The organism is Azospirillum sp. FG154, assembly GCF_057809575.1.
Map to the genome: position 1 here is coordinate 162058 of NZ_JBMDKF010000005.1, position 19861 is coordinate 181918.

General features: G+C 64.9%; 19 protein-coding genes and 1 tRNA gene. 10 read left to right on the forward strand and 10 right to left on the reverse strand.

What is annotated here, in order from left to right; genetic code table 11:
* Positions 1–177: 177 nt before the first annotated feature.
* Entirely contained in the window at positions 178–3081 is a 2904-nt protein-coding gene (locus ACODS4_RS08010) for a 2-oxoglutarate dehydrogenase E1 component (RefSeq protein WP_488862446.1), read from the forward strand.
* A 41-nt stretch (positions 3082–3122) separates the two neighbouring features.
* Complete coding sequence (odhB, locus tag ACODS4_RS08015) at positions 3123–4358, forward strand: 2-oxoglutarate dehydrogenase complex dihydrolipoyllysine-residue succinyltransferase (protein WP_488862448.1); 1236 nt, start codon at positions 3123–3125, stop codon at positions 4356–4358.
* 132 nt (positions 4359–4490) lie between these two features.
* On the opposite strand, the gene ACODS4_RS08020 is transcribed toward odhB, so the two are convergent.
* Positions 4491–6983 (reverse strand): putative bifunctional diguanylate cyclase/phosphodiesterase, encoded by a 2493-nt coding sequence (locus tag ACODS4_RS08020; RefSeq protein ID WP_488862450.1) that lies wholly within the window; start codon positions 6981–6983, stop codon positions 4491–4493.
* 252 nt (positions 6984–7235) lie between these two features.
* Between ACODS4_RS08020 and ACODS4_RS08025 the strand changes: the two genes are divergently transcribed.
* The 4 genes from ACODS4_RS08025 (at position 7236) to ACODS4_RS08040 (ending at position 11029) form a co-directional block, all read left to right on the forward strand.
* Positions 7236–7658: an ArsR/SmtB family transcription factor gene (locus tag ACODS4_RS08025; protein WP_488862452.1), complete on the forward strand. Its 423-nt coding sequence runs from the start codon at positions 7236–7238 to the stop codon at positions 7656–7658.
* On the forward strand, positions 7655–8203 hold the full coding sequence (locus ACODS4_RS08030) for an arsenate reductase ArsC (RefSeq protein WP_488862454.1): 549 nt from the start codon (positions 7655–7657) through the stop codon (positions 8201–8203). The genes ACODS4_RS08025 and ACODS4_RS08030 overlap by 4 nt, the downstream gene beginning before the upstream one ends.
* Positions 8204–8235: 32 nt before the next feature.
* On the forward strand, positions 8236–9264 hold the full coding sequence (gene arsB, locus ACODS4_RS08035) for an ACR3 family arsenite efflux transporter (protein ID WP_488862654.1): 1029 nt from the start codon (positions 8236–8238) through the stop codon (positions 9262–9264).
* A 265-nt stretch (positions 9265–9529) separates the two neighbouring features.
* Positions 9530–11029 (forward strand): extracellular catalytic domain type 2 short-chain-length polyhydroxyalkanoate depolymerase, encoded by a 1500-nt coding sequence (locus ACODS4_RS08040; protein ID WP_488862456.1) that lies wholly within the window; start codon positions 9530–9532, stop codon positions 11027–11029.
* A 335-nt stretch (positions 11030–11364) separates the two neighbouring features.
* Here the strand turns inward: ACODS4_RS08040 and ACODS4_RS08045 are convergent, their stop codons facing one another.
* On the reverse strand, positions 11365–12297 hold the full coding sequence (locus ACODS4_RS08045) for a hypothetical protein (protein ID WP_488862458.1): 933 nt from the start codon (positions 12295–12297) through the stop codon (positions 11365–11367).
* An 82-nt stretch (positions 12298–12379) separates the two neighbouring features.
* On the opposite strand from ACODS4_RS08045, the gene ACODS4_RS08050 reads away from it, so the two are divergent.
* From ACODS4_RS08050 to ACODS4_RS08060, 3 genes are read left to right on the forward strand one after another with little or no spacing between them, the layout of a single operon-like run.
* Positions 12380–12853 (forward strand): GspH/FimT family pseudopilin, encoded by a 474-nt coding sequence (locus tag ACODS4_RS08050; RefSeq protein ID WP_488862460.1) that lies wholly within the window; start codon positions 12380–12382, stop codon positions 12851–12853.
* Positions 12850–13263, forward strand: a complete 414-nt coding sequence (locus ACODS4_RS08055) for a type IV pilus modification PilV family protein (RefSeq protein ID WP_488862462.1) — start codon at positions 12850–12852, stop codon at positions 13261–13263. Before ACODS4_RS08050 ends, ACODS4_RS08055 begins: the two co-directional genes overlap by 4 nt.
* A complete protein-coding gene (locus tag ACODS4_RS08060; RefSeq protein WP_488862464.1) occupies positions 13260–13955 on the forward strand; it encodes a type II secretion system protein in 696 nt (231 codons plus the stop codon). The genes ACODS4_RS08055 and ACODS4_RS08060 overlap by 4 nt, the downstream gene beginning before the upstream one ends.
* Positions 13956–13991: 36 nt before the next feature.
* On the opposite strand, the gene ACODS4_RS08065 is transcribed toward ACODS4_RS08060, so the two are convergent.
* The 8 genes from ACODS4_RS08065 to ACODS4_RS08100 all read right to left on the reverse strand — a co-directional run bounded on the left by ACODS4_RS08065 (position 13992) and on the right by ACODS4_RS08100 (position 18572).
* Entirely contained in the window at positions 13992–14501 is a 510-nt protein-coding gene (locus ACODS4_RS08065; RefSeq protein ID WP_488862466.1) for a hypothetical protein, read from the reverse strand.
* Between the two features lie 232 nt (positions 14502–14733).
* A complete protein-coding gene (locus tag ACODS4_RS08070) occupies positions 14734–15321 on the reverse strand; it encodes a hypothetical protein (RefSeq protein ID WP_488862468.1) in 588 nt (195 codons plus the stop codon).
* A gap of 26 nt (positions 15322–15347) precedes the next feature.
* Positions 15348–15743 carry a hypothetical protein gene (locus tag ACODS4_RS08075; protein WP_488862470.1) on the reverse strand — a complete coding sequence of 132 codons (396 nt, stop codon included), beginning with the start codon at positions 15741–15743 and terminating at the stop codon, positions 15348–15350.
* Between the two features lie 10 nt (positions 15744–15753).
* A complete protein-coding gene (locus ACODS4_RS08080) occupies positions 15754–16335 on the reverse strand; it encodes a hypothetical protein (protein WP_488862472.1) in 582 nt (193 codons plus the stop codon).
* A gap of 32 nt (positions 16336–16367) precedes the next feature.
* Positions 16368–17060, reverse strand: a complete 693-nt coding sequence (locus ACODS4_RS08085; protein ID WP_488862474.1) for a hypothetical protein — start codon at positions 17058–17060, stop codon at positions 16368–16370.
* The gene (locus tag ACODS4_RS08090; RefSeq protein WP_488862476.1) at positions 17057–17353 is read right to left on the reverse strand and encodes a peptidoglycan-binding protein; all 297 of its coding nucleotides are present in this window, start codon (positions 17351–17353) and stop codon (positions 17057–17059) included. The genes ACODS4_RS08085 and ACODS4_RS08090 overlap by 4 nt, the downstream gene beginning before the upstream one ends.
* 233 nt (positions 17354–17586) lie before the next feature.
* Positions 17587–17677, reverse strand: a tRNA-Ser gene (locus ACODS4_RS08095).
* 70 nt (positions 17678–17747) lie between these two features.
* The gene (locus tag ACODS4_RS08100; RefSeq protein ID WP_488862478.1) at positions 17748–18572 is read right to left on the reverse strand and encodes an alpha/beta hydrolase; all 825 of its coding nucleotides are present in this window, start codon (positions 18570–18572) and stop codon (positions 17748–17750) included.
* Between the two features lie 64 nt (positions 18573–18636).
* Between ACODS4_RS08100 and ACODS4_RS08105 the strand changes: the two genes are divergently transcribed.
* Entirely contained in the window at positions 18637–19857 is a 1221-nt protein-coding gene (locus ACODS4_RS08105; protein WP_488862656.1) for a glycosyltransferase family 4 protein, read from the forward strand.
* The last annotated feature ends 4 nt before the right edge of the window (positions 19858–19861 follow it).

The following is a 19861-nucleotide window of genomic DNA, read 5'->3' on the forward strand; positions in this document are numbered from 1 at the left end:
GGCGCTGGCGCGGGGGGCTGGCGACAGTTCCCCCGCGCCGTCCTTGGTTCCTGGCCGCTGTCGGCTCTTGGGCCGACGGTCGCCGGATCCTTCTCGCACGGGATCCGGCGGCGGGCGGCTCGTCATCGCACGATAAAAACTCCCACAGGGAATCGGGCGAAAAGCCCGAAGTGAATCATGTCGGCAAATTTGGAGCAGACCTCGTTCCTGTTCGGATCGAACGCCGGTTACGTCGCCGAACTCTACGCCCGCTTTCTGGCGGATCCGGCTGCGGTCGATCCGAGCTGGAACGGCTTTTTCAAGGATCTGGACGACGATTCGCGCGCCGTTCTTGACGAGCTGCGCGGCGCCTCCTGGACCTTGCGGGACGATGAGACGAACGGGGCTGCCCCGGATGCCGTGGGGCATGGTCTGGCCGGTCCCGGCAACGGCGCCATGGTCGCCCATGCCCAGCAGGTTTACGGCGGCGTCAGCCCGCAGCAGCTCCGCGCGGCGACGCTGGACAGCATCCGCGCCCTGATGCTGATCCGCGTGTTCCGCGTGCGCGGCCACATGAACGCGCATTTCGACCCGTTGGGCCTGGAAAAGCGCGAGCCGCACCCGGAACTGGATCCGGCGACCTACGGCTTCGGCCCCGGCGACCTCGACCGCCCGATCTTCCTGAACTACTCGCTTGGCCTGGAAACGGCGACCCTGCGCCAGATCCTGGAAATCCTGCACAAGACCTATTGCGGGACGGTCGGCGTCGAGTTCATGCACATCCAGGACCCGGAAGAAAAGGCCTGGATCCAGGAGCGCATCGAGGGTGGCCGCAACCACACCGACTTCACGGTCAACGGCAAGCGCGCCATTCTGGAGCGTCTGACCGCCGCCGAGGGGTTCGAGAAGTTCCTGCAACTGAAATACACCGGCACCAAGCGCTTCGGCCTTGAGGGCGGCGAGTCGATGATCCCGGCGCTGGAGCAGATCCTCAAGCGCGGCGGCCAGCTCGGCCTGAAGGAAGCGGTCGTCGGCATGGCACACCGTGGCCGCCTGAACATGCTGACCAACTTCATGGGCAAGCCCTTCGCGGCGGTGTTCTCGGAATTCCAGGGCAACCCGTCCAGCCCGACGGACGTCCAGGGGTCGGGCGACGTGAAGTACCATCTCGGCACCTCGTCGGACCGCGATTTCAACGGCAACATCGTCCATCTGTCGCTGACCGCCAACCCGTCCCACCTGGAATGGGTCAACCCGGTGGTGCTGGGCAAGGTGCGCGCCAAGCAGGCGCAGCGCCGCGACCTGGACCGCGAGCAGGTGATGGGCGTGCTGATCCACGGCGACGCCGCCTTCGCCGGTCAGGGCATCGTCGCCGAAACGCTGGGCCTGTCGGAGCTGCGCGGCTACCGCACCGGCGGCACCATGCATTTCGTCATCAACAACCAGATCGGCTTCACCACGAACCCGACCTACTCGCGGTCGGGCGTCTATTGCACCGACATGGCGAAGATGGTGCAGGCGCCGATCTTCCATGTGAACGGCGACGATCCCGAATCGGTGGTGCATGTCAGCCGCATCGCCATTGAGTACCGTCAGAAGTTCAAGCGCGACGTCGTCATCGACATGGTGTGCTACCGCCGTCATGGTCACAACGAAGGCGACGAGCCGGGCTTCACCCAGCCGCTGATGTACAAGAAGATCCGCAGCCACGCGACGACGCGCGAGCTGTACGCCAAGCAACTGGTCGATGAAAACGTCATCACCCAGGCCGAAGGCGACCAGATCAACGCCGACTTCATGAAGAAGCTGGAAGCCGAGTTCGAGGCGTCGACCACCTACAAGCCCAACAAGGCCGACTGGCTGGAAGGCAAGTGGGCGGGCCTGCAACAGCAGGACGAGAACACCGAGCATCGCGGCGCCACCGGCGTTTCGATCGACCTGCTGAAGGAAATTGGCTTCAAGCTCTGCCAATATCCGAAGGATTTCGCGATCAATCCCAAGATCGCCCGCCAGTTGGAAGCCAAGAAGAAGACCATCGAGTCCGGCGAGGGCATCGATTGGGCGACCGCCGAGGCGCTGGCCTATGGCTCGCTGGTGGTCGAAGGCACCGGCGTGCGTCTGTCCGGTCAGGATTCGGGACGCGGCACCTTCTCGCACCGCCACGCGGTGATGTACGACCAAAACACCGAAGCCAAATATCTGCCGCTGACCAACCTGCACCCGGAGCAGGGCCATTTCGAGGTCCATGACAGCCCGCTGTCGGAAGCGGCGGTGGTCGGCTTTGAATACGGCTATTCGCTGGCCGAACCGCATGATCTGGTGCTGTGGGAAGCGCAGTTCGGCGATTTCGCCAACACCGCGCAGACCATCATCGACCAGTTCATTTCGTCGGGCGAATCCAAGTGGCTGCGCATGTCCGGTCTGGTCATGCTGCTGCCGCACGGCTATGAGGGCCAGGGGCCGGAACACTCCTCCGCCCGGCCGGAGCGTTTCCTCCAGAACTCCGCCGAGGACAACTGGCAGATCTGCAACGTCACCACCCCGGCCAACCTGTTCCACATCTTCCGCCGTCAGGTCCGCCGCTCCTTCCGCAAGCCGCTGGTCCTGTTCACGCCGAAGTCGCTGCTGCGCCACAAGCTGTGCGTCTCCGATCTGGCGGAGTTGGGTCCGAACACCCATTTCCACCGCGTGCTGGGCGAAACCGCCAACGATCTGGTCGAGAACGACAAGATCCGTCGCGTCGTCGTCTGCACCGGCAAGGTCTATTACGACCTGCTGCAAGAGCGGATGAACCGGGGAATCAAGGACGTCGTCCTGATCCGTCTGGAGCAGATGTACCCCTTCCCCAAGGCCACCCTGTCCGACGAGTTCGCGAAATACCCGAACGCCGAAGTCGTGTGGTGCCAGGAAGAGCCGGAAAACCAGGGCGGCTGGACCTTCGTCGACCGCCGTCTGGAAGGCAGCCTGAAGGCCATCGGCCACAAGGCGGGCCGTCCCAGCTACGCCGGTCGCCCGGCCACCGCATCGCCCGCCACGGGTCTGCTGAAGCGCCACAACCAGGAGCAAGCCAAGCTTCTGGACGACGCGCTGACCATCGTCTGATCCGATCACCCAAGCGACCAAAAAAGACGCACGAGGAAGTTATGACCATCGAAATCAAAGTCCCCACGCTGGGTGAATCCGTTTCCGAAGCCACCGTCGCCCGTTGGCTGAAGAAGGTCGGCGACGTCGTCAAGATGGACGAGGCGCTGGTCGAGCTGGAAACCGACAAGGTGACGTTGGAAGTCAACGCCCCGGCGGCTGGCACGTTGGCCGAGATCACCGCCCCGGAAGGCGAGAACGTCGTCGTCAACGCCCTGCTGGGCGTGCTGACCGAAGGCGCGGCTGGCGCGGTCGCCGCTCCGTCGGCGGCCCCCGCCGCCGCCCCGGCCCCGGCTCCGGTCGCCGCTGCGGCTCCGTCCACCGCCCCCGGCAATCTCGCCGCCTCCGGCCCCGCCGCCCGCAAGCTGGCCGATGAGAAGGGCGTGGACGCCTCGACCATCGCCGGAAGCGGCAAGGATGGCCGCGTGACCAAGGGCGACGTGCTGGCCGCTCCGGCGGCCAAGCCCGCCGCCCCGGCAGCGGCGCCCGCGCCGAAGATGGTGTGGGCCGCCGGCACGCAGGGCGACCGCCCGCGCGCCGCGCAGGAGGAGCGGGTCCGCATGACCCGTCTGCGCCAGCGCATCGCCGAGCGTCTGAAGGAGGCCCAGAACAGCGCCGCCATGCTGACCACCTTCAACGAGGTGGACATGAGCGCGGCGATGGCCCTGCGCGCCGAATACAAGGACTTCTTCGAGAAGCGCCACAAGGTGCGTCTCGGCTTCATGTCCTTCTTCCTGAAGGCCGCCGTCCAGGCGCTGAAGGAAATTCCGGCGGTCAACGCCGAGATCGACGGCACCGACATCGTTTACAAGAACTACTACGACATCGGCGTCGCCGTCGGCACGCCGCAGGGTCTGGTGGTTCCGGTCGTCCGCGACGCCGACAAGCTGGACTTCGCCGGGGTTGAGGGCACCATCGCCGCGCTGGGCAAGAAGGGCCGCGACGGCAAGCTGTCGATGGACGAGCTGACCGGCGGCACCTTCACCATCTCCAACGGCGGCGTCTATGGCTCGTTGATGTCGACCCCGATCATCAACCCGCCGCAGTCCGCCATCCTGGGCATGCACAAGACGATGGACCGCGCCGTCGTCGTCAACGGCAAGATCGAAGTCCGCCCGATGATGTATCTGGCGCTGTCCTACGATCACCGCATCATCGACGGCAAGGAAGCGGTCACGTTCCTGGTTCGCATCAAGGAACTGATCGAAGATCCGCGCCGCCTGCTGCTGGACGTCTGATCGACCCGTTCGGAACCGGCGCGGCTTCGCCCGCGCCGCAGCAAAACGGCGCCCTTTCGGGGGCGCCGTTTTTCGTTGGACAGGAAAGAGCGAGAGGCACGCCGCTTGGCGGCGACGGCGTGGCGCGGCCCGTCAGGCGATGTTCCGAATGGCGCGCTGACGGCCTTTGGGGGACCGCAGGCACAGCGCCTCGAAATCATGACGGGGCATCGGTCGGCCAAACAAATACCCCTGCAAGAGATCGCAATGATGGACGTCGCCCAACAGATGGGCTTCGGCCTCCGTTTCCACCCCCTCCGCCACGACCGTCAGGTTCAGGCTGCGGGCAAGGCCGATGGTCGCCGTGCAGATCAACAGGCCACGCGCGCCCTGCCCAATCCCGGACACAAAGGACCGATCAATCTTGAGCTGGTCGATCGGCAGCGTGCTGAGGTAGGACAAGGACGAATAGCCCGTCCCGAAATCATCGAGCGAGAAGGTGACGCCAAGCTCCTTGAGCTGCGCCATGGCCACGGAGACCTTTTGCGGGTGATCGGCCATCACGCTTTCGGTCAGCTCAATTTTCAATCGCCGTGGATCGACGCCGGTGCGGCGAAAAACATCCGTCGCCTGCGCCACGAAATCGTCGCTCTGAAATTGCTTGGCGCTGACGTTGACGGACAGAACCAGACGCGACAATTCCGTCCGCGTCTTCCAATCGGCCAGAATCGCGCAGGATTCCTCAAGAACCCACAACCCCATGGGGACAATCATCCCGCTCCGCTCGGCTTGTCCAATAAACTCGTTGGGCTGGACAAAGCCACGAACGGGGTGGTTCCACCGGATGAGGGCCTCGGCGGCTTGAATCTCCTGGGTTTCAAAATCAACTTGAGGCTGGAGATGCAGCGTGAACTGACGCTCCGCAAGGGCGACGCGCATATCCGCCTCCAGCGCCGCCGCCGCAACCGCCGACCGTTCCAGATCGTCGTCGAAGAAATGGAAGCCATCCCCCCCGGACTGCTTGGCCTTATACATTGCAAGGTCGGCTTGCTTGAGCAGATCCTCAATGCTCAGCGCCCCGCCGTCGCTCACCGCGATGCCGATGCTGGCCGTGCAATGATGCACGGTGTCGCCAAGGTCGTAGGGTATCCGGATTTCAGTCAGCAGACGCTCCACCGCCTGCTGCGCCTGCTGTTGCAGGTCGTCGCGCGATGAGGCCGCCAGCGCCTTCAAAATAATCGCGAACTCATCCCCGCCGAGCCGCGCCACCGTGTCGCCGTCGCGCGTGTTTTCACTCAGACGCGACGCCACCTGTTGCAGCAAACGGTCTCCGCAGGCGTGCCCTCGCGTGTCGTTCAACACCTTGAACTGGTCCAGGTCCACCAGGACAAAGGCGCAAAAGCGGTTGGTGCGGGCGGCGTCGGCCAGCGCCACCGTCAGCCGGTCGTTCAACAATGTCCGATTGGGCAGGCCGGTGAGTTGATCGTGATAGGCCAATTCACGGATCCGCTCCTCCGATTGACGCCGTTGCGTGACGTCACGGCCAACCCCGCGATAGCCGAGAAACGCGCCATCCTGAGAAAAGACCGGATCGCCGCTGACGCTGACGCACATGTCCCGGCCCCCTGGCATCCGCCGCATCGTCTCGACGTTGCGAAATGAACAATGAGCGTCGAGGGCCGCCCGCTGAATTTTGCAGGCCACCTCATCCGCAGCGACGCTCTGAACCTCCCAATAAAATTTCCCGACAAAGGGATGACGGTCCGACGACCCATCATCGCCGTCGCTGGCGGCGTGAAGCGTGAAACGATGCTCGGCGTCGGTTTCCCAATAAAAATCGGACGACATGTCGCTCAGGCTGCGAAACCGCTCCTCGCTCCGCCGCAACGCCTCGGTCCTCTCGGCGACCCGTTCATCCAAGCGATGATTCACGCTTTCCAGGCGCGCCACATACACATCCACCGTGGCCCGAGCGCGCCGGACCACCCAGACAAACGCGACCCAAACGACGCCGAAAACCGCCAGAATCTCCAGCGCTTGCTCGGCCCGCGATTGATCGATCTGCTCGACCAAATCGCTGATGTCCTGATACTGCTCAAAGACCGCCACGACCCGGCCACCCTCCGCAACCGGCACATAGCTCGCCAGGAGATGGACGTTGAAACGATCGCCATCAAACGCGTTGACGCGATTTCGCCACACAAGGTTGCTGACGACCAAACCGGAGCGCGCTTGCAAAAAGCCCGCGTTTTCCCCCTGGTTTTCGCCAATCTGCTTGGCGTCCGTGGAAAACAGCGTGGTTCCGTCAAGGCTGTAGATCTTGACCTTGGCAACCCTTGAACCGCTCAAGATTTTTAAGAATCTTTTTGAAAGGTCCAGCGATTCCGGCAGTTGACGCAAGCTGTCCGGCGACGGGTTGGCCGCGCTTGCGAGAAGTTTTTTGACGTCGTCCCGAAACATGACCGACAAGGCGCTGGTCATGTCGATGTTGCGCGCCTCCGCCAGACGAAAGATGAGCTGGGTTTGGCTGTTGTGGAGATTCCAGAGAATGACCACCCCGGCGCCAAGCAGGGTGACGCAGGAGAACATGGCGAACGCATGCTTGACGACAAAGCCAAACACACGGGTTCGGACCAGCCGCATCATTCTCATCATCGCGCCGCCATGCCCCCAAACCTGCCGAAAAGGCGACCGAATGAACCGTTGGGTCGCGCCAAGGTCATCCATCTTTCCGTCAAAACATGTTAACGCCGGATGTCATCCCCTATTGGGAGAAGCCCCAAATTAGGGGGCGGTTTGATGGATGATTCCTTGGAAACCGGCTGAAACTGCCCTGACGGATCAACGGCGGCGTGATCGGCTCTTGTTCACGCTAATTAATTCGATTATTGTCGAAATATGGAATCAAAAGACACCCCGTCGAAAGCCGCCATCGACGCCTTCGCCGCGCTGGCCCACGACACCCGGCTCACCGTGTTCCGGCTGCTGGTTCAGGCTGGCCCCAGCGGGCTGAGCGCCGGGGACATCGCCCAGCGCGTCGGCGTTCCCGCCTCGACCCTGTCGCATCATCTCGCCATTCTGGAACGCGCGGCCCTGCTGCGCTCCTGGCGGGTCCAGCGGCAGATTTTCTACGCCAGCGACTATGACGGCGCCCGGCGGCTGATCGCCTTCCTGATGGAGGATTGCTGCCAGGGACGGCCCGAATTGTGCGGCTCCGCCATTCTCGACGCCGCCGCTTGCGCGCCCGCCAGCGGCGGCTCCGCACCTTTGACCGACGCCCCCCTGACTGACGCCCCCCTGACTGACAAGGCCCCGCGATGACCGACCGCGTCTTCAACGTCCTGTTTCTCTGCACCCACAACAGCGCCCGCAGCGTGATGGCGGAATGCATCCTGAACCGCATCGGTCGGGGCCGTTTCCGCGCCTTCAGCGCGGGCAGCATGCCGTCCGGCCAAATCAACCCGCAGGTCAAGGCGCTGTTGGAGCGCTTGGGCTACCCGCTGGCCGACGTCCGGTCAAAATCCTGGGACGAGTTCGCCGCCGCTGGCGCCCCGCCAATGGATTTCGTCTTCACCGTTTGCGACAACGCGGCGGGGGAGGTCTGCCCGATCTGGCCCGGCATGCCGATGACCGCCCATTGGGGCTTCCCCGACCCGTCCAGCGCCGAAGGGACTCCGGCGGAAAAGGCGACCGTCATCGCCGCCGTCTATGGCCAGATCGAACGCCGTCTGCGCGCCTTCGCCGCCCTGCCGCTCGACACGCTGGACCGCATGGCGATCAAGCGCCGCCTGAGCGCGATGGCGGACGGCCACGCCGACGACCAAGCGGACAACCAAGCCGACCACGCCTCGGAGAGCGCCCAATGACCGCCGTGCCGCAAACAGCCCCGCCCCCAGCGATGTCTCTCTTCGAGCGCTTTTTGACCCTTTGGGTTGGGCTGTGCATCGTCGTCGGCGTCGCGCTGGGCCATGTCTTGCCCGGCCTGTTCGCCAGCGTCGCGGCGGCGGAAGTCGCCAAGGTCAATCTGCCGGTCGCCGCCCTGGTCTGGCTGATGATTGTCCCGATGCTGCTGAAGATTGATTTCGCCGCGCTGGGCGCGGTGAAGGAGCATTGGCGCGGCGTCGCCGTCACCCTGGTCGTCAATTGGGCGGTGAAGCCCTTTTCCATGGCGCTGCTCGGCGCGCTGTTCGTCGGCCATCTGTTCGCCGGTCTGCTGCCGCCGGACCAGATCGACTCCTACATCGCCGGGCTGATCCTGCTGGCGGCGGCGCCCTGCACCGCCATGGTCTTCGTCTGGTCGAACCTGTGCGACGGCGAGCCGCACTACACGCTGAGCCAAGTCGCCCTGAACGACCTCATCATGGTTTTCGCCTTCGCGCCGCTGGTCGGGCTGCTGCTGGGCATCAGCGCCATCACCGTGCCGTGGGACACGCTGGTTCTGTCGGTGGTTCTCTACATCGTCGTGCCGGTGGCGGCGGCGCAAACGCTGCGCCGCGCGCTGTTGAGCCGTGGCGGTCCGGCGGCGCTGGCCGTCACGCTGCATCGGATGCAGCCGGTTTCCCTGTTGGCGCTGCTCGCCACGCTGGTGCTGCTGTTCGGCTTTCAGGGCCGGGCCATTCTCGATCAACCGCTGGTCATCGGGCTGTTGGCGGTTCCGATCATCATCCAGGTCTATCTGAACGCCGGGCTGGCCTATTGGCTGTCGCGCCGTTTCGGCGTGGCCTGGCGCGTCGCCGCCCCAGCGGCGTTGATCGGCGCGTCGAATTTCTTCGAGCTGTCGGTCGCCGCCGCCATCAGCCTGTTCGGCCTGAATTCCGGCGCGGCGCTGGCCACCGTCGTCGGCGTGCTGGTCGAGGTGCCGGTCATGCTGTCGGTCGTGCGTTTGGTTAAGACCACCCGCCTGTGGTACGAGCGCAAGGCCCCCTGACGCACGCGCGAGGAAAGCGCCGCGACACCTGAAATGTTGCGGCGCATCCTGTCACAGCGCAGGACAGTCGTCAGAAAAGCAGACGGTTTTCATCAGGCTCCCTTCGCCAATATTGGCGGAATCTCTCAACAATGCGCTTGGCACGCATTTTGTAATCGTGATTGTCGCGCAACCCGCCGGATCGCGCAGAATGACGCGCCGCGCCGCCGTCCGCCACGCCGCCGTCCGACGGGTCAACGACAATCACGCATTATGGGAGACTTTGATGAACGCTCGGGTTCGCCGTCACGCGCTGCTCGCCACCGGCCTGCTGACGCTGGCCACCGTCGCCACACACGCGCAGGCCGCGCCGCTGCAAGCCTACAATGTTGATCCGGCGTCGGTGTCGGTGTCCGGCCTGTCGTCGGGCGGCTTCATGGCGGCCCAATTGGGCGTGGCCTATTCATCAATCTTCCAGGCCGGTTTCGGCGTCTTCGCCGGCGGGCCGTTCGATTGCGCCCGCAATCAGAATTACACCGCCTGCATGTACAACGCCACCCCGTCGATCACCACGCCCAACGCCAACATCAACGCCTGGAGCGGCAACCAGATCGACGCCAAATCCAACCTGACCAACCGCAAAATCTATCTGTGGGGCGGGACCAGCGACACCACGGTCGGCCCCAACGTGATGAATCAGTTGAAGTCGCAGATGACGACGTTCGGCAGCGCCGCCAACATCAAATACGACACCACCAGCGGCGCGGCCCACACCTTCCCCACCGATTTCGCCGGAACCGGGAACAACGCGTGCAGTTCCGCCTCCTCGCCCTACATCAGCAATTGCAGCTTCGACGGCGCGGGCGCGGTGCTGAAGCATCTGTACGGCGCCGGGCTGAACGCCCGCAACACCGGCACGCTGGGCGGAACCGTGACGTCCTTCGACCAGTCGGCCTATCTGTCGGCGGCCAATGGCGGCGGGGCCACCGGCTACGCCTATGTCCCGGCCAACTGCGCCCCCGGCGGGGCGACCGTCTGCAAACTGCACGTCGCCCTGCACGGCTGCCAGCAGAACTACGGCAAGATCGGCGACAAGTTCATTCAGAACACCGGCTACAACAAATGGGCCGACACCAACAACATCGTGATTCTCTACCCGCAAACCACGGTGGACAACACCAGCCATTCGACCTGGAGCGGCTCGCTGGCCAACCCGAACGCCTGCTGGGATTGGATCGGCTGGTACGGCGCCAACGCCGATCAAAAGGGCGGAACCCAGATGGCGGCCCTGGTCGCCATGGTCAACAAGGTGACGAGCGGCTACAGCGGCGGCGGCGGCACGACCCCGCCCGCCACGGTTCCGGCGGCCCCTGCGGGCCTGTCGGTCTCGGCCACCACCGCCAACAGCGTCAGCCTGAGCTGGTCCGCCGCCAGCACCGCGACCAGCTATAAGATCTATCGCGGCGGCGCCAATGTCGGGACCAGCACCGGCACGAGCTACACCGACAGCGGCCTGACCGCCAGCACCAGCTACAGCTACACCGTCAGCGCGCTGAACGCGGTGGGCGAGGGCGTGCAATCCAGCGCCGTCAGCGCCGCGACCCAGGCCGCCGTGTCCTACTCCCAATCCGTCACCGCGACCGTCACCACCCATTATGTGGCGGGCCGCCTGACGGTGACGCAATACAACCAGATGGGCGCGAAGTACGGCTACAACGCCAACATGACGCTGTATCTGTGCGGATCGACCTGGACCAACTCGGCGACCTGCGGCCCGCTGAGCTGACGCCTTGCCCCCTCCCTAGCCCTCCCCCGCTTCGCGGGCTACGGCATTCACACATCTTTTTCTTGCTGCAACCAATTGGAATGAAACGGATTTTCCGTCATCCCCGCGCAGGCGGGGATCCAGAGTTTGCCAGACGAACCCTATGGGTAAGTCTGGATTCCCGCCTGCGCGGGAATGACGGAGAAAAATTCTTTTTCTTCCAATGAGTTGCCTAAACCAAAGATGTGTGCATCCAGTAGGCTTCGCGGGAGAGGGAACTCGGGCGAGGGAATTGGGGCTTGCGACAGCGGAGGGCCTCCCGGCGACGGGGGGCCTTTCGTCCGTGGGGCCGACCATCAGAAATCCGGCGGCTCCCGCCATTCCACCACGCGGTAGGGGGTGGGCGATTTGACGTCCGACAGCACGACCACCGCCTCGGCCAGCGCCTCCGCCCCATCCTTGGACGCGCGCACCCGCACGGTCAGCGTCCGCCCGACGATGGGGAAGCCGCCTTCGGGATCCAGCTCCACCCCCGCCGCCGCCGCGCGTTCGGCCAAACCGGAGTCCGCCGCGCCGCCAGCCCCGCCCCCAGCCCCACCCGTCCCCCAGCCGCCCGCCAGCGCGATCACCGCCGCGCGATCCGCCGCCGACAGGTTCGGCAGGGACGCCAGCGTCAGCGGCCCCGCCGCCGCGACCGACAGACGGCCCGGCGCGCCGTCCACCGTCACCTCGTCCCACAGCCGCCGCAGCAGGTCGGGCGTCACCCCCGGCACCGTCGCCAACTCCGCCACCGACAGGAAGGGGCGGTGGGGTTGGCCATCCTCCCGCGCGCGGCTGGCCATGGTGTCGCCGCGCCGCGCCGCGACCGTGTCGGCGATGGCGCGGGCGTTGTCGGCCTCCTCCCCCACCGCTTCGATCAGGCCGCGCAGCAGCAGCGGGTTGGAGCGGTTGAGATCGACCCGCCCCCAATCCTCGAACACCCGGATGTCGAGCGTCGCGTCGCCCAACCCGACCCGCGCCGCCGGACCCGCCGGGCGAAAGCGGCGGGCGCGCAAGGGCCGGTCGGCGTCGAACGCCGCCAGCGCCACCCCGGCGTCCAACAGCGCGCGCGCCTTGCCCGCCGCCGTCATGTTGGCGGCGCGGCGCACCTCCAACCGGCTGGTCTGGGCCAGCCCCAGCGCCAGCGCGGCGATGAGCGCCAGCGTGCCGAGCACCAGAACCAGGGCGAAACCGTCCTGCCCGTTCTCTTGGCCCCGCTCCGCATTCTGGTCTGACGCCGCGCCCGGCATGGCCGTTCCGCTCCTTCGCTCGTCGGGCGCGCCGCCCTGGGTTACTCTGTTCGCGACACGCATTGCGGCTCAAGGAAACATCATGCCCCCGCGCCGGACGCAAGCCGGATTCACTCTGCTGGAGCTGCTGGTCGTGCTGGTCATCGCCGGGCTGTTGCTGGGGCTGGTCCCGCCCGCCGCCGGGCGCGGGTCGGACGGCGTGCGGCTGCGCGCCGCCGTCCACGCCTTGGCCGGGTCCATCGCGCTGGCCCGCAGCGAGGCCGTGTTGACCAACGCCGAGGCCGCCTTCGCGCTGGACCTCGCCGCCCGCCGCTTCGGCGTCGCCGGGCAAAGGCTGGAGGGAAGCCTCGACGCCGACCTCAGCGTCGCCCTGACCACCGACGCCCGGTCGGTTCGGACCGGCGGCGCGGGCGACGCCGGACGCGGCGAGATCCGCTTCCGCCCCGATGGCGGATCGCCGGGCGGGGAGTTGCGCGTCGCCAACCGGGCGGGCGCGATGACCATCCGCGTCGATTGGTTGACCGGGCGCACCCGCATCCTGCGTGATCCGGCATGACGACGCCCCCCGCCAACCACCAACCCAACCGCCAACCCCACCGCCAGCACGGCTTCAGCCTGATCGAGGTTCTGGTCGCCGTCGCCATCCTCGCCATCGTCCTCGGCGCCGCCTTGCGGGTTCAGCGCCAGGGGTTGGCGGCGTTGGAGCGGGCGGAAGACGCCAGCCGGTCGATGCTGGTCGCCGATTCGGTGTTGGCCCTGGTGACGGCGCGCGAGGCGGGGGCCGGTTCCTGGTCGGGCGCGTTGGACGGCGTTCGTTGGCAGGCGACGGCCCGTCCGCTGAATCACCCCGATTTCGCCGGAACCACCCGCAGCGGCTTCGAGCCGCTGGCGATTCAGATCACCGTCTTCGGCCCGGATGGGCCGCGCTACGAGCTGCGCTCCGTCCGCTTGGGCCGCCGCTCATGACCTGCCCCGCCGCCCGACGCGCGAAGGCTGACCAAGCGGGCTTCACCCTGCTGGAGTTGCTGGCCGTTTTGATGGTGCTGGGGCTGGTGATGACGGCGGTCGGCGGCGGCGTGCGCTTCGCCAGCCGGGGCTTTGACCGCGCCGCCGCGACGGCGACCGAACTGTCGTCCTACAGCCTCGCCGCCGACGTTCTGCGCCGCCGGGGCGAGCGGCTGTTCCCGCTGTCCGTCGGTTGGGGGGCCGACAGCCAATTTGTTTTTCTGGGCGAGGCCGACCGTCTGGCCGGACCGATCCTGTCAACGCCGACCGAGCAGCAAGCGCCCGGCCCGCCGTTGCGCTACGCCCTGTTCCAGATCGAAACGTTGGAGGGCGGCGGCTCCCGCCTGATTCACCGCGAACACCGGCTCGTCACCGACCCCGGCCTGCGGGTGATCGAACCCGCCGACCACGCGGTCAGCCTGTATGAGAGCGCCGCCGCGATGCGCTTTTCCTACCATGACGGCGCGCGCTGGCTCGACCGCTGGGCCGCGCCGCGCGACCTGCCCCGCCTGATCCGCCTGTCCTTCACCGACGCCAGCGGCCACCCGACGCGCCCGGCCCTGATCCTGCGCCCGCGTCTGGACGGCGACCGGGGATGCGCCAGCGACGCCGCCGCCAGCCACGCCGCCCTGCCCTGCCGCGACCGGCCTTGAAGCCGCCGACTTTGACGCCCAACCTTCTACAATGAATCAGGAGGCGCGGCGCAACGGCGCGTGATCGTCGTGATGAAGCGCCGGACGCCCGGTCTTGGCCAAACGCACCAGCGCGCCGCCCGGCAGACGTTGCGCCAGAGTCGGTTCGGCCCCGTTCAAGGCCCAGCCATAGGCCGCCGCGATCTGCACCCGATCCCGCCCCTCGACCGCCAGAACGCGAACCTTGCGGCTGGGGTCCAGCCCGCCCGCGATCTGGCCGAAACGATCCGCCTGCGCCGCGTCGGCGACGAGAACCGCGCACCGCTCCACCTCCGCCCGCCCAAGCGGGGCGAACAGCAGCGGCGCGAGCTGCGCCATCACGGCCTCGCCGTCGGCGCCGGTCAAGCCACGCAGATCGACGACCAACCCAACCGCCCTCCGCCGCCCGCCGCAAGACTCGACCGCCGCCCGCCATTCGGCGTCCCAACGCTGAAGCTCAGCCGCCGCCATGGCCCGACGCAAAACGGTGTGAACGCCCCAGGCGTTGATCGCGATCGAGAATCCCATGATGCGAAAACCTCCGAACAATCAGTGACGCGAACAATGCTATCACGCTCCATCGTGATACGCTCGCCCAATGTCACGGCGATGTCCGTTCCATCACGTTTCAGAAACACAGGATTTCGCGGGCGACAGACAAGCGCGCCAACACGCCCAAGTTGGGGATGATGATGCGGCAACGCTCAGATGGGCAGCCGGAATCGAACATCCTCCAGCGCTTCCCCGGTCATCAGCCCGGTCAACGGGAAGTCGGCGTTATGACCGTGTCGCCGCGAGCGACAACGCCACATTCCCTGCGCCACCCCCGCATGTTGCGGGGCGTGCATTCCAAAGGAAGCGGCGACTTGGGGATATAACGGAGGAGATCTTCCGGCGCCATGTCCTCGATGCGGATCGCCGCAGCGCGGATCAGTTCGCAGTTGCCAGAAAAGAGAACGGTCATTTCCAATTCTTTTTTCCGTTCCGACAGTGATTCATCCTGCTCAATGATTTTCCGCGCCTTGTCCATTAGGGCCAAAAGCGCGGGAGGGGGAGAGATCCGGGTGTCGCCCGGGCCGTAACCAAATCCAATCGACTGGGCCACCCTCCAATCATGGTTGACGATGAAGTCATCGAGGTCAAAGACCCGAATAAACAGCTTGTTGCCTAATCGTACGTAGGGAAAGCGAAACCAAGTCATGGCCTCCGCCATCTCGTCAACGAAGACATCTCGCATCGGACCATCGAAGTAATGGCGAATTTCCATGCCGCCACAGGAGGGACGATAGCGCTGAATCGGCGCATAGACGAGCACAAGGATAAGGGCGACCAGAAGGCCCATCGTCATGAGCCACCACCGGACGCCCCATCGCCTCATTCCAGATTCCCCCATAAGGTCTTCAGCAGGGTGATCGTCCCGTCCGGCTCGTACCGCGCTTGCGCTTCAACAGCCTGCCGCCGCTGGTAGTCCATTGCAAACGGTTTTGCCAGTCCCGCCCTTTCAAGAACACGCGCTTCAGGACTGCCGATTTGTCCCGGATTGAAGTCAAACGTCTCAGTGTCGTGGCCTTGATCTCCGAGCCGATTGAGCACTCTGCCGGAAATCGTCAGGATATCGCCACTTCTGGTGGCGGCGAAGTCTCCATCGGACCGAACGCCGCTACGGCCAAAGGCGAAATACGTTGACGATTGACTGAAGTTGTATTTACCGAACGAGTTTATGTTTCTGTCCCAGCCGTCTTGAAACGGCGTTGTTTGTCCATCCTGCAACCCAGTTCGGTCAACGGTACGCTGGCGTTATGATCGTGTCGCCTCGAACGACAGCGCCGCATTGCCTGCGCCACCCCCGCATGTTGCGGGGCGTGCATTCCAAAGGAAGCGGCGATTTGGGGATATAACGGAGAAGATCTTCCGGCGCCATGTCCTCAATGTGGATCGCCGCAGCCCGAATCAGTTCGCAATCATTTCTGAAAAGAAAATCTATTTTCTTTTTTTTCTCAAATTCTGAAAGTGATTGATCAAACTCTATGATTTCTTGTGATTTTTCCATAAGCAATAGAAGCGTCGGCGGAGCGGGAATCCGCGTATTGCCGGGACCATGACCATGACCAATTGATTCAGAAATTTTCCACTCATTGTTAAGAATGAAATCATCAAAGTCGTACGATCTGATAAAAATCTCCCTCCCAACACGGATATAGGGAAAACCATCCTCCATCATTGCCTCCGTCATCATGTCGACAAAGACATCTCGCATCGGACCATCGAAGTAATGGCGAATTTCCGCGCCGCCACAAGAGGGACGATAGCGCTGAATCGGCGCATAGACGAGCACAAGGAAAAGGGCGACCAGAAAGCCCATCGTCACAAGCCACCACCGGACGCCCCATCGCCTCATTCCAGATTGCCCCATAAGGTCTTCAGCAGGGTGATCGTCCCGTCCGGCTCGTACCGCGCTTGCGCTTCAACAGCCTGCCGCCGCTGGTAGTCCATTGCAAACGGTTTTGCCAGTCCCGCCCTTTCAAGAACACGCGCTTCAGGACTGCCGATTTGTCCCGGATTGAAGTCGAACGTCTCGGTGTCGTTGTCTTTGTTACCCAGCCGATTGAGCACTCTGCCGGAAATCGTCAGGTTGTCGCCACTTCTGGTAGCTGTGAAGTCACCGTCCGAACGAATGCTGCTGCGACCGAAGGCAAAATACGTTGACGGTTGGCTGAAGTTGTATGTGTCGAACGAGTTTATGTTTCTGTCCCAGCCGTCTTGAAACGGCGTTGTTTGTCCATCCTGCAATCCAAGAAGTTTTTCCCTAACCCCTTCTTTTTTGGTATTGCCTGTGAACGTGCGGCTTTCAAACAGAGTTCGGTTGTGATCCATGGCGTCGCCGTAGGCCGGGTGCTTGTTCATCTCCTCCGCTGTGTAGGACACTGTTCCGCCCTCACCCGACCGGTAGTGGCGTAGGTTGTCGGCGGCTGTGTCATATCCGAACAGGTCGAAAAGACCCTCCGCGATGTCCATGAAGTCGTTGGAGCTGTCTTCCGCCGACTGATCGAACTCGTCGTCCGAAACGCCGTAGAGGTTGTACGTCATCGCCGCGCCCTCCCGAGCAAGCGGGCGAGTTCGACGCACAGCGCACACTCCGTCTCCCCGCCCGGCGCCAAGTAGCCGTCGCGGCGCAAGCCGCGATCACGTTGATAGTTCAAAATCGCTTCGTTTAGCGTGCGGTCGATGTAGGGATGGGGCGCGCCGCCGTGATTGTAGCGGCCAAGGCGGCGAAGCGCCTCTTTTACCCAGAGAATATCCCGTGATTTGTTGGGAAGGCCGTTGCCGGTGCGGTCACGGAGATTCGAGGTTTGTCGATTTGACTCTTTGGCTTGGCTCATCTTTGCCCTACCCTATGGATCTGCGTAATAAGTTTATATTCCTATTTTGCGACCACAGTCAAGACCCTCAAGCCCAGCAGGGATCAGATCGCTTCGACCAATCGTTCAGACAAGAATGCAGTGAGATGAGGACAGGACTTATGCCGACGGACGCCATGGCCCGACGACTGCGGCTGCGTAACCGTCAACACCGCAGCCCAGGGAAAATTCGGTCCCGGGATCTTCCGGGAAACTGGCGGAGGGAGAGGGATTCGAACCCTCGATACGCTTTTGACGTATACACACTTTCCAGGCGTGCGCCTTCAACCGCTCGGCCACCCCTCCCCGGAGGACGGCGTTATAGCCAGGGCGGCGGCGGGGCGCAAGCCCTTCGTCGCCGCTTTGCGCTTTTTTTTCAAACCTCGGTCGAAAGGCTGGACTCCCCGGCCAGATCGCGGACCAGATCGCCGACCGTGCGGCAGAGCAGCGCCAGATCCTGCGGGCGGGACAGGCGGTGGTCGCCGTCCTTGACCAGAGTCACCCGCACGTCGTCGCCGGTCAGGGCGGCGGCCAGCGACAGGCTGACTTGCCACGGCACGTCGGGATCGCGCTGGCCATGCAGCAGGCGCACGGGGCCGGTGAAGGGAATGGGGCCGCGCAGCAGCAGATGGTTGCGGCCATCCTCGATCAGGGCGCGGGTGATCGGTTGCGGGTCGGGGCCATAGTCCGACGGGCGCAGCCAAACGCCGTCGTCAAGGATGGCGCGGCGGATGGCGGGGTCGAAGAGATCCCACATCAAATCCTCGGTGAAGTCGGGGGCCGGGGCGATGCCGACCAGACCCGCCACCCGCTCGGGCCGCCGCAGCGCGGTCAGCAGCATCATCCAACCGCCCATCGAGGAGCCGACGAGGATCTGCGGCCCGCTCGTCACCCGGTCCAGCACCTCCAGCGCGTCGTCGGCCCACAGCCCGATGGTCCCGTCGGCGAATCGCCCGCTCGACGCGCCATGGCCCTGATAGTCGAAACGGGTGAAGGCCAGCCCCTGCCCGACCGCCCAGGCTTCCAGCGCCGTCGCCTTGCCGCCGGTCATGTCCGACATGAAGCCGCCCAGGAAGACGATTCCCGGCAAATCGCCGCCATGCCCGTGATGGGCGGCGGGGGTGTGATGATAGGCTATGGTCGCGGCGCCGCGCCTTAGGCTATGGTGCGCGCCGCCCGTGGCGGCTGCGGTTTCGGTCATATGGACACCCATGGACGAAGCTCTCGTGGACGGATCGGGCCGACTCTTTCCCAGCGCCGGCACCATGCAACGCGAACCGCAATTTACCACCGACGCCCCCGCATTCAACGACGCCCAGGCCAACGACGCCCCGGCGTTCCACGATTTTTGGCCGGGCGGGCGGGCGCCGACGGTGCTGCAAGTCGTGCCGACGCTCATCACCGGCGGGGCCGAACGCGGCTGCGTCGACATGGCGCTGGCGCTGGCCGAGGCGGGCGGCACGCCGCTGGTCGCCTCGCAAGGCGGGGCGATGGTGCGCGAATTGGACCGCGCCGGGATCCGCCACATCACCTTGCCGTTGGCCTCGAAAAACCCGCTGACCATCCGCAAGAACGCCCGCAAGCTGGCGGCGATCATCGCGGAGCGTAAGGTGGACATCGTTCACGCCCGCTCGCGCGCGCCAGCCTGGAGCGCCTGGATGGCCTGCCGCGACACCGGCGCGCGCTTCATGACCACCTTCCACGCGCCCTACAACATCGGCAGCGGGATGAAGCGCTGGTACAATTCGGTGATGGCGCGGGGTGAGCGGGTGATCGCCATTTCCGATTTCGTCCGCCGCCACATTCTGGAGAATTACGAGACCGACCCGGCCAACATCCGCACCATCCATCGCGGCATCGACCGGGCGGTCTTCGCCCCCGACCGGGTCAGCTCGGCCCGGCTGATTCAGTTGACGCGGCAATGGCATCTGCCCGCCGACCGCCCGGTGATCCTGCTGCCCGCCCGGCTGACCCGCTGGAAGGGCCAGACCGTGTTGATTGAGGCGTTGGAAAAGCTGGGGCGCAAGGACGTCGTTTGCCTGCTGGTCGGCTCCGACCAGGGCCGTTCCGGCTACCGGCACGAGTTGGAAAGCCGGATCGCGCGGGCGGGGCTGGGCAACACCGTGGTGATGACCGACCATTGCGCCGACATGGCCGCCGCCTATCTGCTGTCCACCGTCGTCGTGTCGGCCTCGCGCGAGCCGGAAGCCTTCGGGCGGGTGATCGTCGAGGCGCAGGCGATGGGCAAGCCGGTGATCGTCTCGGCCATCGGCGCCTATCAGGAAACCGTGATGCCGGGGGAAACCGCCTGGGTGGTTCCGCCCGACAACGCCGACGCGCTGGCCGACGCCCTGCGCGAAGCCCTGTCGCTGACGCCCGAGCAGCGCGACGCCATCGGCGCCCGCGCCCAAGCCTTCGTCGCCGACCGCTACACCCGCGAGCGCATGTGCGCCGACACGCTGGGCGTTTACGCCGAACTGCTCTAACCCG

Coding starts and splice junctions, on each gene's coding strand:
- odhB (WP_488862448.1), top strand. CDS start 3,123: ATGACCATCGAAATCAAAGTCCCCACGCTGGGTGAATCCGTTTCCGAA.
- ACODS4_RS08080 (WP_488862472.1), bottom strand. CDS start 16,335: ATGGGCTTTCTGGTCGCCCTTTTCCTTGTGCTCGTCTATGCGCCGATT.
- ACODS4_RS08090 (WP_488862476.1), bottom strand. CDS start 17,353: ATGAGCCAAGCCAAAGAGTCAAATCGACAAACCTCGAATCTCCGTGAC.
- ACODS4_RS08065 (WP_488862466.1), bottom strand. CDS start 14,501: ATGGGATTCTCGATCGCGATCAACGCCTGGGGCGTTCACACCGTTTTG.
- ACODS4_RS08025 (WP_488862452.1), top strand. CDS start 7,236: ATGGAATCAAAAGACACCCCGTCGAAAGCCGCCATCGACGCCTTCGCC.
- ACODS4_RS08030 (WP_488862454.1), top strand. CDS start 7,655: ATGACCGACCGCGTCTTCAACGTCCTGTTTCTCTGCACCCACAACAGC.
- ACODS4_RS08020 (WP_488862450.1), bottom strand. CDS start 6,983: ATGATGCGGCTGGTCCGAACCCGTGTGTTTGGCTTTGTCGTCAAGCAT.
- ACODS4_RS08060 (WP_488862464.1), top strand. CDS start 13,260: ATGACCTGCCCCGCCGCCCGACGCGCGAAGGCTGACCAAGCGGGCTTC.
- ACODS4_RS08105 (WP_488862656.1), top strand. CDS start 18,637: ATGCAACGCGAACCGCAATTTACCACCGACGCCCCCGCATTCAACGAC.
- ACODS4_RS08050 (WP_488862460.1), top strand. CDS start 12,380: ATGCCCCCGCGCCGGACGCAAGCCGGATTCACTCTGCTGGAGCTGCTG.
- ACODS4_RS08045 (WP_488862458.1), bottom strand. CDS start 12,297: ATGCCGGGCGCGGCGTCAGACCAGAATGCGGAGCGGGGCCAAGAGAAC.
- ACODS4_RS08010 (WP_488862446.1), top strand. CDS start 178: ATGTCGGCAAATTTGGAGCAGACCTCGTTCCTGTTCGGATCGAACGCC.
- ACODS4_RS08100 (WP_488862478.1), bottom strand. CDS start 18,572: ATGACCGAAACCGCAGCCGCCACGGGCGGCGCGCACCATAGCCTAAGG.
- ACODS4_RS08085 (WP_488862474.1), bottom strand. CDS start 17,060: ATGACGTACAACCTCTACGGCGTTTCGGACGACGAGTTCGATCAGTCG.
- ACODS4_RS08040 (WP_488862456.1), top strand. CDS start 9,530: ATGAACGCTCGGGTTCGCCGTCACGCGCTGCTCGCCACCGGCCTGCTG.
- arsB (WP_488862654.1), top strand. CDS start 8,236: ATGTCTCTCTTCGAGCGCTTTTTGACCCTTTGGGTTGGGCTGTGCATC.
- ACODS4_RS08070 (WP_488862468.1), bottom strand. CDS start 15,321: ATGACGATGGGCCTTCTGGTCGCCCTTATCCTTGTGCTCGTCTATGCG.
- ACODS4_RS08055 (WP_488862462.1), top strand. CDS start 12,850: ATGACGACGCCCCCCGCCAACCACCAACCCAACCGCCAACCCCACCGC.